General features: G+C 38.9%; 15 protein-coding genes and 2 pseudogenes. 1 reads left to right on the top strand and 16 read right to left on the bottom strand.

Features of this window, described 5'->3' with window-relative positions; translation table 11 throughout:
* Nucleotides 1-48: 48 nt before the first annotated feature.
* From AC075L_RS08540 to AC075L_RS08495, 10 genes and pseudogenes are all read right to left on the bottom strand, one after another.
* Nucleotides 49-198 (bottom strand): annotated as a pseudogene (locus tag AC075L_RS08540) (sporulation transcriptional regulator SpoIIID); the annotation flags it as partial.
* Complete coding sequence (locus AC075L_RS08535; RefSeq protein WP_118137600.1) at nt 185-1,720, bottom strand: recombinase family protein; 1,536 nt, start codon at nt 1,718-1,720, stop codon at nt 185-187. The pseudogene AC075L_RS08540 and the gene AC075L_RS08535, both read right to left, overlap by 14 nt.
* 119 nt (nt 1,721-1,839) lie before the next feature.
* On the bottom strand, nt 1,840-3,132 hold the full coding sequence (locus AC075L_RS08530) for a hypothetical protein (RefSeq protein ID WP_288245720.1): 1,293 nt from the start codon (nt 3,130-3,132) through the stop codon (nt 1,840-1,842).
* Nucleotides 3,080-3,562, bottom strand: coding sequence for a hypothetical protein (locus tag AC075L_RS08525; protein WP_173699233.1), 483 nt, complete (start codon nt 3,560-3,562; stop codon nt 3,080-3,082). The genes AC075L_RS08530 and AC075L_RS08525 overlap by 53 nt, the downstream gene beginning before the upstream one ends.
* Before the next feature lie 31 nt (nt 3,563-3,593).
* Nucleotides 3,594-5,267 (bottom strand): RNA-binding domain-containing protein, encoded by a 1,674-nt coding sequence (locus AC075L_RS08520; RefSeq protein ID WP_022388874.1) that lies wholly within the window; start codon nt 5,265-5,267, stop codon nt 3,594-3,596.
* A gap of 128 nt (nt 5,268-5,395) precedes the next feature.
* Nucleotides 5,396-5,572, bottom strand: coding sequence for a hypothetical protein (locus AC075L_RS08515; RefSeq protein WP_171030313.1), 177 nt, complete (start codon nt 5,570-5,572; stop codon nt 5,396-5,398).
* Nucleotides 5,573-5,879: 307 nt separating this feature from the next.
* The gene (locus AC075L_RS08510) at nt 5,880-7,229 is read right to left on the bottom strand and encodes a virulence-associated E family protein (RefSeq protein ID WP_118409214.1); all 1,350 of its coding nucleotides are present in this window, start codon (nt 7,227-7,229) and stop codon (nt 5,880-5,882) included.
* The gene (locus AC075L_RS08505; RefSeq protein ID WP_118409215.1) at nt 7,138-7,842 is read right to left on the bottom strand and encodes a CHC2 zinc finger domain-containing protein; all 705 of its coding nucleotides are present in this window, start codon (nt 7,840-7,842) and stop codon (nt 7,138-7,140) included. The genes AC075L_RS08510 and AC075L_RS08505 overlap by 92 nt, the downstream gene beginning before the upstream one ends.
* A 21-nt stretch (nt 7,843-7,863) precedes the next feature.
* Nucleotides 7,864-9,102: a plasmid recombination protein gene (locus tag AC075L_RS08500; RefSeq protein ID WP_118409216.1), complete on the bottom strand. Its 1,239-nt coding sequence runs from the start codon at nt 9,100-9,102 to the stop codon at nt 7,864-7,866.
* Nucleotides 9,103-9,282: 180 nt separating this feature from the next.
* A complete protein-coding gene (locus AC075L_RS08495; RefSeq protein ID WP_008707138.1) occupies nt 9,283-9,507 on the bottom strand; it encodes a helix-turn-helix domain-containing protein in 225 nt (74 codons plus the stop codon).
* Between the two features lie 315 nt (nt 9,508-9,822).
* Here AC075L_RS08495 and AC075L_RS08490 point away from each other — a divergent pair, with 315 nt between their 5' ends.
* Nucleotides 9,823-10,866 carry a DUF6076 domain-containing protein gene (locus AC075L_RS08490; protein WP_118137592.1) on the top strand — a complete coding sequence of 348 codons (1,044 nt, stop codon included), beginning with the start codon at nt 9,823-9,825 and terminating at the stop codon, nt 10,864-10,866.
* Nucleotides 10,867-10,896: 30 nt separating this feature from the next.
* Here the strand turns inward: AC075L_RS08490 and AC075L_RS08485 are convergent, their stop codons facing one another.
* From AC075L_RS08485 to sstT, 6 genes and pseudogenes are all read right to left on the bottom strand, one after another.
* A complete protein-coding gene (locus AC075L_RS08485; protein WP_022388636.1) occupies nt 10,897-11,328 on the bottom strand; it encodes a winged helix-turn-helix domain-containing protein in 432 nt (143 codons plus the stop codon).
* Nucleotides 11,329-11,358: 30 nt separating this feature from the next.
* The gene (locus tag AC075L_RS08480) at nt 11,359-13,368 is read right to left on the bottom strand and encodes a M56 family metallopeptidase (protein WP_118137637.1); all 2,010 of its coding nucleotides are present in this window, start codon (nt 13,366-13,368) and stop codon (nt 11,359-11,361) included.
* A 25-nt stretch (nt 13,369-13,393) separates the two neighbouring features.
* Complete coding sequence (locus AC075L_RS08475; RefSeq protein WP_008707144.1) at nt 13,394-13,762, bottom strand: BlaI/MecI/CopY family transcriptional regulator; 369 nt, start codon at nt 13,760-13,762, stop codon at nt 13,394-13,396.
* A 130-nt stretch (nt 13,763-13,892) separates the two neighbouring features.
* Nucleotides 13,893-14,270 carry a TnpV protein gene (locus tag AC075L_RS08470; protein ID WP_015541713.1) on the bottom strand — a complete coding sequence of 126 codons (378 nt, stop codon included), beginning with the start codon at nt 14,268-14,270 and terminating at the stop codon, nt 13,893-13,895.
* A gap of 55 nt (nt 14,271-14,325) precedes the next feature.
* Nucleotides 14,326-14,451: pseudogene (locus tag AC075L_RS08465) on the bottom strand (sporulation transcriptional regulator SpoIIID); the annotation flags it as partial.
* Between the two features lie 133 nt (nt 14,452-14,584).
* A complete protein-coding gene (sstT, locus tag AC075L_RS08460; protein WP_062807111.1) occupies nt 14,585-15,811 on the bottom strand; it encodes a serine/threonine transporter SstT in 1,227 nt (408 codons plus the stop codon).
* Nucleotides 15,812-15,937: the final 126 nt, after the last annotated feature.

The raw sequence follows: 15,937 nt of genomic DNA, 5'->3' as shown, positions 1-15,937 counted from the left end.
CCGATCCGCGGGCGCTTTTTTATATATCTGAGTTTTATTTTAACACATTTAATGCTGATGCAGGTATTTTTCTCTGGTTGCAAGACCACCTCTGATATGCCGCTCCTGCTTATTCACATCCAGAACCTGTCTGACTTCACTGGCCAGTCCCGGATTTAGCTGTTTGAGACGATCGGTACAATCCTTATGTTTGGTTGTCACTAATTAGAACGGTTTCATCTAAGCCTAAATCACCGAAGATTCGTAAGTAAATATCTACGTTACCATCCTTGTCTACTTCAATTTTCTGGATAATCCGTTTAAGCTGTGCATTGGTCATCTGGTGAACATCGGAAATATCTTCAATCTCTTTAAACGTGCGATTCAAGATTATTTCCAGTTGTTCACCTTTTGTCAGGTGATAAGCAACCATTTTCAACTCATTCTCCAGACGCTCGATTTCCTGTTTTGTGCCGCCGATTTTTTCATTCAGTTCCTCACGTGTAATGAGGTCATCGGTGTACATATCCATGTATTTCTGACGCATTTTTTGAAGCTTGTGAAGCTGTGCGTTCAATTCCTTTTCGTAATTCAGGTTCTCATCCTTGGCTTTGTAAACCCTCTGGAATTCGCCTGTTACGTGACGAATTACATTTTTCTTTGCTTTCAGCAGCTCGGAAAAGTATTCGGACAGAACTTCAATCAACTCTTCCTCGTCCACTGTCTGAGCATTCGGGCAGCTATCCGCCCCACGTCCATTATGACCGGAACATACCCAGCGAATATAAGTATTCTTATAAGTACGAACAGTTCGTCGAAATGACCAGCCACATTCCTTACATTTAATCAGAGTAGAAAACAAATACTTATTGCTCTGCCGTTCCTTTGTTAATTTAAAAGTCTTGCTTCTGCACTCCAAAATCTCCTGTGCCTTTTCATACATTTCCGGCTCAATAATCCGCAGTTCCGGACGTTCTGTTACCATCCACTCCGTCTCGTCTTTTTCCGTTCTCTGTCCAGTCAGGAAGTCAGCTACTTCCTGCTTGCCGTTGATAATTTTTCCGGTATAAAGTTCATTCGTTAAAATCCGGCACGTCGCATTCTGGCTCCACTGACAATTACGCTTTGTTCGGATACCTTTCGCATTCAGCATGTTTGCAATCTTGGCGGCACCATATCCTTCTTCGATATACCATTTATAAATCTGCCTGATAACAGCTGCTTCTTCCTCGTTGATTGCCAAATTAAAGTAATCTCCAATGGTTTTATCATATCCGTACACAATATTCGGAACTCGTCCTTTTTCAGCATTCATTTTCTTGCCGAATTTCACACGCTTTGAAGTATTGGCACTTTCTTCCTGCGCCAATGCACCGAAGATTGTCAGAACAAATTCACTGTTTCCCATGCTGGTCATGTTGGCCGTCAAAAACTGTGTCTCGATTCCTAATGCTTTCAGTTTGCGGACATTCTGCAGAAGGTCTACAGTATTTCTGGCAAAGCGAGAGATGTCCTTTACTACTACCATATCAAATAGTCCATGTTCAGCATCAGCCATCATGCGTAAAAATTCTTTTCGATTTTTTATTTTCGTGCCTGAAATACCCTCATCTGCATATAATCTAACTAAGTTGTCACCAGTACGCTGGGTGTACTCAGAGAAAAATTGCTTTTGAGCTTCCAGACTGTTGAGCTGATCAGCTTTATCAGTGGAGACACGACAATAAGCAGCTATATTCATATCTAATACCTTTCTGTTATATTTAAGTCGTTCTGTTACAACTTTATTGTACCATCTAAAATATAATTGTAAATAGCAAAATAAGGAATACCCTTTCTTCAGAATATTCCTTATATGCATTACTCTTCGATAAAAAAATTTTCTAACAATAGCATAATGGATTGTTCATCAACATTACCTGGTTCTTTTAAATTTTTTTTCTTTTTATTCAATAACAAATATGTATCTGTAAAAACATCTTGTATCGTCCCAAGGCATTTATCTTTTGCTAATTTAACCATCAACTCAAGAATTACACGATCCACATAGATATGCAAATGTTCTCCTAACATTTGTATTCGTTTATGGCTTTCCCCTGCATGAACAATAGCATTTCTAAGCCTATATAAGCGATAAAGATGCCATTCAATTCTTTGACAATACTTTTCGGAAAGATGCCATAATTTTTCGCGATTTTCTCTTTGCTCATATAAGTTATATATTTTATAACGTATATTGGGATAATACTTAAGCTCATTCGCAAAATAATCTTCTCGATATTTCTCATATTTTTCAAGAAATATAAAGCCTGCGATTTTACAAATCTCTTTATCGAATTCTGTTATATCTTTAAGCAACAAACTTACTTTTCGATTACCTAAATTATTTTTCAAATCGTCAAGTATATTAGAAAATATGCATTCGAAATAGTCATTTTGTAGAATGGAAACTATATTATCAGTAACGCTTTCAATTTTGGATTTTGAACTATCTGTAACACTTGCAACCTCCAACGCTGACCACAAATTAAGAAATGCATCATTTAAGTCTTGTTGATTTAATGCCGCATTATGCAAATCAACAATCTTATTAAGCTGAGAATAAGTTTCCTTTCCTTTTTCTTGGCATCCCAAAACAATTGTATCTATTTCAGTTTTAAAATTTTCTCGTGGCTCAGGCTTGATACTTTTATACCCAAACGCTTTTACGGGAAGAATTATTCCCTCTTGGGTATCTTGTCGAATTACCAATCCGTTTTTACCTATTACACTGATATTATCATTCAAAAAAACTTCTAAATATCTCAAAAAAATTTCTAATGCAGAATACGCTCGTTTCATTGCTGAATAATTATCATATGCCTTTGTTTCCATAACCCCTATAAAGGACTTTTGCTTTCTTTTAATCTGTTTAAAGCAACCATCATCTTCAAACGAAATATGCAATCTTTCATTTAACAACTTTTGATATGGCTTTAATTTTTCATAAAAAACAAAGTACACTTTGTATTTACCAATTTCAAAATCAAACCTATTCAAAAAAATCTGTGCTTTTTTTTCTGGATCATTTATACTTTCCTCAAATATATTTCTCAGGAATCTATATATATTCCGATGAATATCCATGCCATAGCAAAAAAGCAAGCCAAGCACGAAGTCCTTTTTCAATTTCTGTTTTACGGTTTGATTCCGACAAATTTTCTTTCAAGTATTTACAACATATTTCATAGTACTTTTTCTTTGGTATCTTATTGAATATATAATGTACCGCTGTTCTTTGATCTTTATCTAAAAATTTTGCCATCTCTTCAATAACTTCATATTTATACAACTCTCGAACAATAACGTCTGTCATTAAACTCGACTTAATCTCTTTTGCAATTATATCTAATTGATATTGCTTAATACTCCCTTTCACCACATCTTTTTCAGTATCAACATATTCTTCTAATAATGTTTGTGTATTATGAACAGGCGCTTTAACAATATCATCTGAATAATGAAACAACATTTCTTGTAGTCTTTGAACAAAAAATAAATATCCATCCTTAGTAGATGTCCAATCTTGTGTAATATATTTCATTTTTCATCCCCCTCGCATTTTTGTAAATCAATCATTTTTTTATCAAGTACCACTTTGCATACCTATTAGTTCCTGTTGTAACAACAATTCCATCCTTTTTCATTGCCTGTAACAAATTAGAAACCTTCTTCGATTTCTGTTCATCGCTAAGTACTTCTGGCAATGCTTTTTCCAGTACTTCCATTAAATCTCTTTTGCTGGCTTCTCCCATTGACTGAAGTGCTTTTATAATTAACTGCTTGCAAATATCATCATCTAACCCTTTATTTCGAACATAAGCAGCTTTCTGTCCGACAATATCTGCCACCTTGAAAGATACAAAAACATTAGGATAACGTCCTTCCACAAGACCTTTTTTCTTCAAATCCTTAAAGCTTTCTTTAGAAACTACTTCCTGTTTCTGAACTTTATCCAACAAAAATACAGTTCTCATATCTAAATCTTCATTGGAATATAAAAGCTGAGTATAATTCTTATCCAATATCTTTCCGTACACAGTCACTGTAACTCTATTAATTGTGTTCAAATCATATGTCGGCAATGGGAAGCATTTATCACGCTGTATCTGATACATCATTGGTATTCCCATTGAATTTGTATCAATCATATACAGATTTACCATTGCGTTACACAAAAACACATTTCGATAATACGGTGGTTTATATCCCGGTTCCAGTGCTTGTTCAATAGTTTCTGGTATAAAAGCCCCCTCATTGATAAATACCAGTCTGTCCTCAAATTCCTCTACGTTGATTTTTCCACGCAAGCGATAGTCCTGATGAGCAATACAGTTATTAATAATCTCTTTGATCAGCTCTGGTTCATATTGATCTACTTCATCCGGAAACAAAGTCTGCTGTCCGGCAATATAGCGATACTTTACATTTCTGATCCTGGAATATACCTTATCCACTGCCATTAACATCGGTATATCAAAATGTTCATAAGCTTTTACCGAATTATCTGCATTATAAAGTGTCCAGGTAATTCTAGGAATAAAGCCATCAAAGAAATATTTAGCCTCACTTTTTCCTAATAACAATAACGCCGTTCTGGTTATTTTTCCTTTTATTGTAATACCAGCTTTATTTAAAACCTCAATATCAGACAGTTTCTTTAAAACTTCCTGTGCTTTTTTTCGATCACTCTGACGTTTTGAGAAAAGTTCTCTTGCTCTTTTAATCGCTTCTTCATCCAAATCTTCTATGGTAGCATCTTCTACAATTTCTTTTGACCAATCCATTCCTATCTGATTTCTAAGTAGATCTACTTTATTCATCGGAAGCGGCGATACAGATTCATGCTCTCTGGCATACGCTGCCCCTTGCCATGTTGTCGGAATCCCCCTAATAGCTGGAGGAATTTGAAATGCTATCACTCGACATTTTTCCATTGTCAGTTCGTATATCTCCAGAAATGTCAATCGTTCATTGGTTCCATTTACGATTTCCTTTTTCAAACTTTGCAGACTTCCCTGTTTCCGAAATTCCGTTCCTACATATCGTTTATCATCCGAAATTCCGAAAATCAGCCACGCCTCCTGTAATCCCCGAAGATTTGCTTCATTGCTAAGTGCAGAAAAATATTTACCAATGTCATTAAACGAATAATTTGTGCGTGCTTCTTTAAATTCTACAACTTCATTTTCAAAGGATTCTATCATGCGAACAATCTTTTCTTTTAATTGGCTATCCGTATATATCATATTCTTCCGCCTTTCAAAATTTTCTATGACTAAATTCTATGACTAATCTATGACTTTCTAGAACTAATTTTAACTGATTTTCAGACAGAACACAAGCAATAGCAAAAAAATAAAAGGCATCCCACGCGCTACGCAGGACACCCTCCATCATGTTTTGGTTCATTGGGAAGCTCATCCGCTGCTTCTTGTATTGCCTGTTCCACCTTACTTGCATTTGCTTCAATCAATATCTTTAACAGATAGTCGGCGGTTACTTCCGCAGTGTTTGGATTATGGAATCGATAATTAAGTTTTCTCTTTTTCATAGCGGAATTCCCACCTCCTCCCGTATATCCTTGTCCATAACTATGAAAATGTTCTTTGAAATAGTCCTGCTAAATGTCATTCCTGTTCAACTTAAATAGATGCCAGTCAAAGGGGCATCCCTGTTGTAAACCACCGCTGTAAACAAACTCCAAAAAATCTAATTCTTTTTGTTTTTTCAGTTTTCTTTCCTCAATACCAAATTACTCTTATATATCTGTTTACTGTTTACAAATTCTACAACTCAAAGCAATAACCATAGATAAAAGCGTAAACAACACGCCAACTACCGTAAACCTGACTGGCATTTTACTGGAAGGATAACTCCATCTGCCGGGCTTCCTCCTCAGTAACCGGATGCCAGTCATTTTCATTTTTTAAGTCTTTTGCGTCTCGTTTACAGTTTTCGTTTACACATACCCACGAACGCTGTGTACCGTAATCCTTGAATCTTGTCATCGTCCCCTGTTTCCAACCCACAATGCTTGTATTCATGATTTCACAGATGCGGTCTGTCTCCGCCTTCTTCGGCTTTACATAAGGATTGTCCAGTGCCTCTTTAAAAAGCATCAATGAACAGACTTTTCTGTCTTCATGTTCATCCAGCCATGCCTGTATCATTCCGGCTTCCGTATCATCCGCCATGAACTCCTGCCGCAGTTTATCAAGCTGTGTTTCTGTTTCCTTTGAAAACGCCAGTTTAAAATTCCCATTACGGTACAACATCATTGCTTCCGCCCACACCTGATCAATATACTGTCTGGATTCCTTCTCATTTTCGAGGATATGAACCTCCATCTCTGCCCGGTTCGTCTGAACCGGAACGAATCTTCGATTTCCGGTACGGTCAAACGGCAGGAATCGCTTAATATTGGATGTTCCTCCAAATACACATTGTCTCGGACGATCAAGAGCATATACTGCATAAGAATCCCGATAAGTCTCTTTCTGCCTGCTCAGAAAGCTCTTTGTTTCCTCAATACTCTTGGAACGTGCCGTTGCAACCATTTCAGACATTTCAATCATCCAGTGACCGCGAAGCTGACAATAAACTTTTTCTGAATCCAGCTTGCCAATGTCATCAGTGAACCAGTCATCCTTTACTGCCATGAAACGAAAAAATGTAGATTTTCCCACGCCCTGACCCCCGACCAGACAGAGCATATATTCAAACTTAATTCCGGGGCGGAACGCACGGGCAATAGCTCCCAGCAAAAACATTTTCATACTTTCATAGGTCAACTCATCCACAGGTGCACCAAGAAAATGATGCAGCACATAGCGGATACGTTCCTGCCCATCCCATTGCAGACTGTTCAAATAATCCCGGACAGGGTGATATTTGTTCCGATCTGCCTGATGGACAATACTTTTCTGCACAACCTTATCCATCGTCAAACCATACGTTTCTTCCAGATAAAGCATAATATAGTTCAAATCCATATCTGTGAATGCCGGGCTTATCCGTTCCCACCACACAGGTTTTACAAGGTCTGTCTGCTCAGTCAAAATATTATACCGGAATACACCTTTTAGCAGAGAATCATGTTCTAAAATTAGCTTACAGTTATGCCGATTGTTTTTCACAGCACCCTTCTGTGTTATTTCCAGTTGTTCTCTGATTTCCTCTACTGTCAACTCCGCTTCCATTATATCCATTACTTCGCACAATTCCTGTCGTGTCTGTGGCGTTAAAGTCCGAAATTCTCTGTTCAATCGCTGTCACCTCCTTCCCATGAGCTACCACTACGGCAACTCGTTCTTCTAATGTGCCTGATAATAATATATCCAGCAGGTACTCTATTTCTGATATTTTTTCCAATGCCTCCATAAACAACGGATGCCAGACATCTTCCATCTGTTTCGGCGGATACTCTTCTTTCCACTGTTTCAACAAATGCAGGTAATCTACCAATGCACGGAAATATCTATTTTCTGCCTGCAGATACCTCTGTTCCTGTGTTAGCTGTCGTTTGATTTGTTTTCTCTGTGGCGGGCTGTGCCCCATGTTCTCATAATATACAGAAAAATCCCTTACCAGTTTCTCTGCCGCCTCTTTCGGTTTTAAATTGTACAAGTGTGCCGTAAAATCAATCACATCCCCATCTGCCTGACATCCGAAACAATGAAAACGCCTGTCCACTTTCATGCTCGGATTCTTGTCACGGTGAAACGGGCAGACCGCCATTCCGTTCCTGTTTACCCGTATTCCATAGTATTCTGCAGCCTGCCGGGTAGTCACAGACTGTTTAACTGCTTCAAATATATTCATCCTTTTCCTCTTTCCTTTACATCACAACTCCATATCGTTTCTTCCTAATTTAATTCTTCCTTCGTGTTCCCATCGCTCCCGGTTCTCCTGTTCCGCAGTAATTTTCGCTTTTGTCAGCCTATCCAGAATGGAACTTCTGGCTTTTTTCTTAATCTGCTCGGTATTCGCCTTTTTGACTTCTGGTTTTATCAGCGTGGTCTGAATTGTTTTAACTGCTGTCTGCATAGCTTTTGTAATTTTGGTAATTACTCCATCCAATCGGCTTGCAGCATAAGTCCTTTCTTTTTGGGAAGCCTTGCGCTCAGGGGAAAGCACCCACGCCTTTGACTGTTCTACCAGACGAATGTCTTCTTTATGGGTTTCCACTCTGACCTCATCCGTCACAACCTCCACAGCTTTGTCGTAAGCAATATCTGAAACTTCATCGATCAGAGCTTCCACATCCTCAATTTTCAAAGTAAGTCTATCCAGTATTTCCGTCTGGTTTTTCATCTGTTCCTTTTGCTTAAACAGAATATAATCCTGTTTTTCAAGATAGTCACGCCCTCCATAAGACGGTTCTTCTTCCAGATGCAACCCGTATTTTCGGGTTATATCAAAAAGCATTATCCGGCAAATAGCATCAAAAGTCTGCTTTCGATTATTATTGCGGCCTTTAGGTTTATCCGGTTTTGGAAGTGCAATCCCTAATTCTTCCAGTGCTTTTTCCTGCTGGGGACAGATTTCCCCGTACTTATTCTCACAATCAAAAACATGACGTTCATGAATGTGCGGCGTTCCTTCGTCCAAATGCAGTGCCCAGTCCAGAATATGGACATGAGAACCGAACCGATTTGTGAACTGCTTTGTAAAGTCCTGTACGACCGCAAGTAATATTTCATAGGAAACAGATTCTTCTACTGTTCCTATTTGAAAAATAGTTTCCTCTGGACAGGTTTTATTGTTCTTTAGTAAATCTTCCACAGATCGGTTACGCTCTGTATGACGGGTTCTTGCATTTCTTTCATTCTGCGCTTCTATATATTTTCCATAATGTTCCTGATAAAAAGTACATTCAATTTTCTCAAAACTGATATCCTGAGAATCTTCTTCCCTGTTCTGCATTGTGGTATAGCCACGGTAACAGTCCCAGTAAATATTTTCTCTGACTCTTCCAGCATCAATATGTTCACTGTTTTCCAAGTCGAAACGGCGATCATTATGCCTGGGATTATAAGTGCCATTTTTCCCGGAGCGTCCATTGTGTCTTGTTGCTTTCAATAATTTTCTTGCCCTCCTTTTTCACGTTTTTCCAAATTAAATAAGGCAGCGAAGCTGCAAACCTGCGTGAATTTGCGTCAGGTAATACCCAGTACGAGTAGACGCACGCATCAACTCACTGGGCAATGGCTGCCGCCCTTAACCTGCACAAAAGACTTCGCTCTCCGCTCTGCTCCAGATTTAGTTACTATTCTCTGGCACCCTTCCATTCCCCTTTGCCATCCATTCGAAAAAAGCAATTTTACTAACCTTAATTAATCTGCCGCTTCGAAATGCCGGAAAACCGGGTGTATGAACCAGTTCATAAGCCGTTACTCTGGAAATCCCCATAATCCGCTGAATATCAGCCACATCCAGTACAAGAGGCAGTTCATCATAATTGTTTAATCTCTTATTTTCACTCATGTTGTTCCTCCATTTTTGATCTCATTTTTTAGCTTCTCATTGCCGTTTTATCTTTCCTGTTTCCTGAGTCATACTGCTGTCAAGGCATACAACACGTCATCCATTCGGATGCGCTCACTTCTTTTATCGAAGGTCATGGCGGTTTATCTCAGGTTAGACGGTCATAAAGTTGTCAAAGTACACTGCATAGTACGAAATTACCATGCAATCGTATCTTATCAATCTCATCTTGACTTTTCAATACTTTCGCGATACCATAAATGTAACTAATATTATATTTTTTAAAATTACCATACTAAACAGGAGCAAATAGAAATGGCTTATCAATTTATAAGGCAAGAACCTTGCTACGACCACATCCTCTTCGTTCTGGCATTGGATAGAGACAAAATGAAGGAGCGAATTTTAATCGGAACGGAACAGCAAATCCGTTTTCGACTGGACGGAAATAAAGATAACGATGTCATATATGATATAACACGTCCTCTAGGACGTTTTCTGATAGATTTTGAATATGATAAAGAAAAGAACTGGAATATATATGGACTTGCTCCCCTACGTGATGCATTGCACACTAACCGTTGGAAACAGCCTGCACTGGAACAGACTGCTGGTGATTTTCTGGCAAAAAAATATCTCACCGGTGATCCGGTGAGAATGTATGCTACATTCCGTATTTGGAATGAATATCTTGTTACAAGGGAATATCGTGACCGTAATACTGCCTGTGATCGTTTTATAGAAAAAATCCAAATTTTGACTCAGGCATTCCAAACAGAAAATGTCATGAATTTTAATTCTGATACCGGAAAACCAGAACGTTTTCATACTGGCAGTCTTTATTTCCGCAACACTCCTGCTGAAATCACTCGACTTGAACTTTGGTTTCCGGATAATAGGCGCAGAACAGAATGCGTAGCTGCCTACAGCTCTTTTTATCCGCTTATCACTTATTACTTGAATCGGCTGAATGACTGGGGCCTTTGTTTCCGTCAGTGCAAAGTCTGTGGAAAATATTTTCTGGCAAAAAACCAGCGTTATGAACTATGCAGTGATAAGTGCCGTAAAGCACAGGCACTTCAAAATAAAAGGGAATTTGATGAACGAGCCAGAGAAAATAACTATGATTTGCTTTATAAAAATGAATGCCAGAATTGGCGTAATAAAATCAATAAATCCAAAAAAACTGCTGATTTTCCGATTGAACGTCTGGAAGAAATGAAAACTGCGTTTGACCTTTTTAAGAAAGAAGCTCTGCGGCGTAAGAAAGCTGTAAAGGCAGGAACAACCAAGCCAACGGAATTCACGGACTGGCTGTATCAGCAGAGCAATATTATCTTGAAACTCAGCGAAATCTGAATCCATCCCTGTAAAGGAAAGGCAGCGAATTTACTCGCTGCCTGCCCTCTCATTAAACTTGTATCCTACACCCCAGACGGTTTGAATATATACCGGGTTGCCCGGATCATCTTCTATCTTCTCACGAATATGGCTGATATGACTCATGACAATATTGTAATCGCCAGAATAGGCTTCTTTCCAGACTACATCATAAATCTGCTCCTTACTAAATACCCTTCCTGGATTTTGTGCTAATAACTGCAGGATTTCAAACTCAGTGTAAGTTAATTCTATTTTTCTATTATCACGAACAACTTCCCTCCGTTTCAAATCAATCGCTATACCCTTATGCCTTATTTTCGATTGAAGTTGTATTTCCTGAAAAAGGAATTTTTCTCTGCCGGAATCTAACACGGAAATAACAGAATTTACCAACTCTTCCTCATCTCCCTCGAATGATACCAGCAATATTTTTCCCACTTAATCATCCTCGTTTCATTTAGCACTAACTTAATGCTTCGCCTCTGAATTATATTCCGCAAATGTTTCCGTTTCCGGATTAAATTCAGTAAATAATTCCTGCATTCTATTTTTGCTTACTTTTTGAAAGCTGCTAATCTTTCCACTTTTGTCTCTCGTTACTTCAATGTACATAGTGCCGTTGCTGTTAGAAAAGATTCCCCTTCCCTCATCATATAAATCTGCTATAATCTTACCATTATAAACCCAGTTTCCTTGAGCATCACAGGATACTCCATAATCAGCATACTCCTGTGGAACAGCAATATTAAGACCTTTTCCCTCTTCACTGCTATATTCGCCCATGTCATCAGCCGCTATGTTCTCACTTCCTCCTTCTTCAAAAACAGATCCTTTCATTTCATCTGCAGTTACAGCTTCTCCGCCGGAACTTTCAACCAATGCCGCCGGTTCTGACCAAAAATCATCTGATAACGGTTCTGCCTTTACGTCTGTGATGGTGCCATAGTTTTCCCTTTGCACTTCAACTCGAAGCGTACCTCCACGTTTGGAACTTATTGTATAAGTACCCGGCTTAAACTCATCCCGGAAATATCCAATGGTCTTTCCATCATACATCAGAAATCCTGTTTCTTTCTGGTAAGTTATTCCCGCTTTTGCATATTCAGAAAGCTGTTCTTCGCTGAATACATTTTCATTACTGTCTTTATTTTCGGTGACCGTTTCTGCTTCCTGCTTCGCATATTCTATATTTTCCGGAGAATATGCCATTGTAATTCCCACTGCATCATCAGATGATTTCGACAACTTCATCCCATCTTTTATTTTTTGAAGATTATCCTCATAAAGTGCAATCGTCTCATCTACCTTTTCCTGTGTCCATACAAACCATCCGTCGCCGCCTGTATAAGCTTTTTCACCAATCATAGACTGCAGAACTTCTTTTTCCTCGTCCAGCCATTTCGCATACTCTTCTGCTGTCCACCATTCCACATCCGAACTTGAAAGTGGTTCATCTTCCCGGATATTCACTTCGTTTAAAGCAACTGTTGTTTCACCGTTTTCCTGCGCTGTCTCTGTATTTTTCTCCAAGGATGATGCGGAAGTTGCAAATCCACCTGTCACGCCAATTACCAATACTGCACTTATCATTACTGCAAACTTAGATGTCTTCTTTATCTTCATAATTGCTCTTATCCTTTCTTCAATCGCATTTTTACTGAAACTGTTACATAATGGTGTCAGTCCGCTCTTTTTTTCTTCCATAGATATTAAAGCAGTTGCATATACCGACTTTATATCCATTCCAAATCTGCGGACTACGGTTTCGTCACAGGATAATTCCAAATCTCTGTTAAAAAGAATATACATTACCCACACAAGCGGATTAAACCAATGAATGCATACTGCAGCAATCATTATCAGCTTTGTAAGCATATCAAGCCGTCTGATATGCACATATTCATGTTCCAACACATAACGAAGCTGATAAATATTTTTCCATTCTGTATTTTTTGGCATTAAAATAACTGGGCGAATCACACCATAAGAAAGTGGTGCAGCTATGGTTTCTGTCTGCCGGATGGATAGACTCCTTTTTAGTGGATGTTTTTCCTTCCATGCTTCCAAAATATCATTTTCAACAGGCAGCGAAAATCGAAATTCCCGATAGCATTTTATATAGGAAACCGCAAAAAATCCAAAACAAAGTAACAGACCTGCCAGCCATATTACACTCAAAATCGAAATGGATTCTGTTCTCTGTACCATAGCCTCTGATAATCCATTTGCTATCTCAGGCATATTCCCATGAATGGGTAAAAATGTTGTCGTTTGCGCCGTTCTCACTGGGTTTATATCAGAATAAATACTCTGCAACAGAGAATAAATACTTGTGACTGATTTTATGGAAAATGGAACTAATAACCGTATTAATGCAATCCACCATAAAATCAAAAATGTTTTCTTCGGTAATCTGTTGATAAGCACAGCCCTTAATACCACAATAAGTAAAATAATAACCGTTCCCAGAAAACTCATTTGCAGCAGGCTCATATACATCACCTCATTCCAATTCACTGACGATCTGCTTCAGGTTCTTAATCTGCTCCATAGAAAGTTTTTTTCTGCCAAGAAGTGCCGCAAACAACTTGTCAACAGATCCATCATATATCTTATCAATAAGTTCATCTGTTTCCAGATCCTGTACCTGTTCTTTTGCTATAAGCGCATGGCACATAAATCCCGGTTCCGTTCGTTCAATCGCGCCTTTATTGATACACCGCTTAATCAATGTATACGTTGTGTTTTTATTCCAGCCGACTTCTCTGTTTAAAGTATCTGCAACATATTTCGCTGGCACGTCACCATCCTTCCACAGAACATCCATTACCTTTAATTCCGAATCAAAAAGTTTGATATTTTCCTCTGTCACTTGTTTCGCCTCCTATAAGACTACAGTAGTCTGTTCTTGTTTTCAGACTACCACAGTCTTATAGCATTGTCAATCATTTTCTGTCGCTAGGAAAAGAAAAACAGCCAGCCTTTCGGCTGACTGCTCCATACTAAATATAAACCATTTCATTCAGTACAATTTCTTCTGCTCTGTTTCTAATATTATTACACCGTTGTACCCAAAGCATAGCATCTTTCCGCTTCAATTCCTCCGTCACTCCCTCAGCCGCTTTCATCTGATCAACAATACACGTAAACCGTTCCTCCGCTTGTTCGTCCAAATCCTCCAGATAGCTCCAAAGTTTTCCGGTCAGCAGTAAACTGGAATATCTACCGTAGCACTGCTCTTTCAGATACTCCCTATGCATCTGTCCGTACTTACCGATAGGTCGGTTTTCCTCCGGCAACTTCAAATCCGGGATGTAATAGTCCCCGACAAGCACATATTCGATGCCATTCTCTGTAATTCTTGGTTTCAGTTCCTTCATGGTTCGTTCCTCCTTGATTTTGTTTAATATATTGCCCAAACGAACCGTTCTATTTTGTTACTTCTATATGTACTGTACTCTTACTAATTCCAAATTTCTTCGCCGCCTGACGCACCGTTGCCTTTGTATCAATAATATAATTTGCAATTTCCACTGCCCGCTCCTCGATATAATCTTTCACGGATAAGCCTCCGAAGACGCTGTTTTTACAGTGTATGCACAGAAATTCCCGAATATGTAGCAATCATTTTTATAGTTGTGCCTTATAAAAGAACGGCCGTCCATACCGGACGACCGTTTCGCTCATTGCAATCTTATTTAAATTTAATCTCTTTCCCTTCCAGTCTCCACTGTCTGAATTCTGCGGAAGCAGATAACAGAAGATCTGACGAAGAGTTCAGAGCTGTTTCTACAGAATCCTGAACTACGCCAATGATAAATCCTACTGCAACAACCTGCATGGAAATGTCATCTGAAATTCCGAACAGAGAGCATGCCATCGGGATCAGAAGAAGTGATCCGCCGGCTACACCGGAAGCGCCACATGCTGACAGAGCTGCAAGAAGACTCAGGATAATTGCTGTCGGAATATCTACATGAATACCAAGAGTAAATGCAGTTGCCATTGTCATAACCGTAATAGTGATAGCCGCACCATCCATATTAATAGTTGCACCAAGCGGAATGGTTACAGAATAAGTATCTCTGTCCAGTCCCATCTCTTCACAGACTTTCATGTTTACCGGAATATTAGCTGCGGAACTTCTTGTAAAGAAAGCCGTCAGCGCACTTCTCTTCAGGCAGTGGAAAATCAGCGGATATGGATTCTGGCGGATGCACCAGTAAACCAGAAGCGGATTGGTCACAAAATAGATAAACAGCATACATCCTACAAGAAGAAGCAACAGTTTTCCATAAGTCGTAAAGATATCCAGACCGTTTGTAGATACTGTGTTAAATACCAGACCAAAAATTCCAAAAGGTGCAAGATTAATGATCCAGGTTACTACCATGGAAATACCATCTGCAACATCAGCCAGAACCTTCTTTGTCATCTTATCAGCTGCACGAAAAGCAAGCCCAAGAAGAACAGCCCACATCAGGATCCCTACATAGTTTGCATTTACCAGTGAAGATACCGGGTTGGCAACTACGTTCAGAAGCAGGTTATTTAATACCTCAACGATACCCTGTGGTGCACTTGTATCTGTTGCTGCATTTGCAAGTGTCATCTTTACAGGAAATGCCATACTCGCAAATACTGCGATCACTGCTGCCAGAACTGTACTGAACATATAGAGAATGATAACTGTCTTAATAACTCCTCCGTGAGATTTTCCTGCATTACACAGGGAACTGATAACCAGGAAGAATACCAGCAAAGGTGCGATTGCCTTTAATGCACTTACAAAGACATCACCCAGAATTGCGATTCCTGTTGCCTGCGGTACAGCAATTCCCAGAATCGCACCCAGAATCAGGCCAACCAGGATTCTCTTTACAAGAGCAATCCTGGTCCATTTGTCCCAAACTTTTTTCATTTCTTTAATCCTCTTTCCCTTTAATTTGATAAAACAATGATACGTTACATTATAAAGGAAGCACATAGAATATGCAAGAACATCTTTATAAGTGTATTGTATTTCTGTTTTTAAATTATTTAAAAA

It is taken from the genome of Blautia sp. ZXY-1-B12 (genome assembly GCF_056339915.1).
Note: the sequence above shows the minus strand (reverse complement) of the source record. Positions and strands in the feature narration are given on the sequence as shown.

Bases quoted from the DNA above. Each gene is read 5' to 3' on its own strand.
- AC075L_RS08515 (WP_171030313.1), bottom strand. From the start codon at position 5,572: ATGAAAAAGAGAAAACTTAATTATCGATTCCATAATCCAAACACTGCG.
- AC075L_RS08480 (WP_118137637.1), bottom strand. From the start codon at position 13,368: ATGAGTTTTCTGGGAACGGTTATTATTTTACTTATTGTGGTATTAAGG.
- AC075L_RS08525 (WP_173699233.1), bottom strand. From the start codon at position 3,562: ATGAAATATATTACACAAGATTGGACATCTACTAAGGATGGATATTTA.
- AC075L_RS08510 (WP_118409214.1), bottom strand. From the start codon at position 7,229: ATGGATATAATGGAAGCGGAGTTGACAGTAGAGGAAATCAGAGAACAA.
- AC075L_RS08535 (WP_118137600.1), bottom strand. From the start codon at position 1,720: ATGAATATAGCTGCTTATTGTCGTGTCTCCACTGATAAAGCTGATCAG.
- AC075L_RS08505 (WP_118409215.1), bottom strand. From the start codon at position 7,842: ATGAATATATTTGAAGCAGTTAAACAGTCTGTGACTACCCGGCAGGCT.
- sstT (WP_062807111.1), bottom strand. From the start codon at position 15,811: ATGAAAAAAGTTTGGGACAAATGGACCAGGATTGCTCTTGTAAAGAGA.
- AC075L_RS08520 (WP_022388874.1), bottom strand. From the start codon at position 5,267: ATGATATATACGGATAGCCAATTAAAAGAAAAGATTGTTCGCATGATA.
- AC075L_RS08495 (WP_008707138.1), bottom strand. From the start codon at position 9,507: ATGAGTGAAAATAAGAGATTAAACAATTATGATGAACTGCCTCTTGTA.
- AC075L_RS08470 (WP_015541713.1), bottom strand. From the start codon at position 14,270: ATGAAGGAACTGAAACCAAGAATTACAGAGAATGGCATCGAATATGTG.
- AC075L_RS08490 (WP_118137592.1), top strand. From the start codon at position 9,823: ATGGCTTATCAATTTATAAGGCAAGAACCTTGCTACGACCACATCCTC.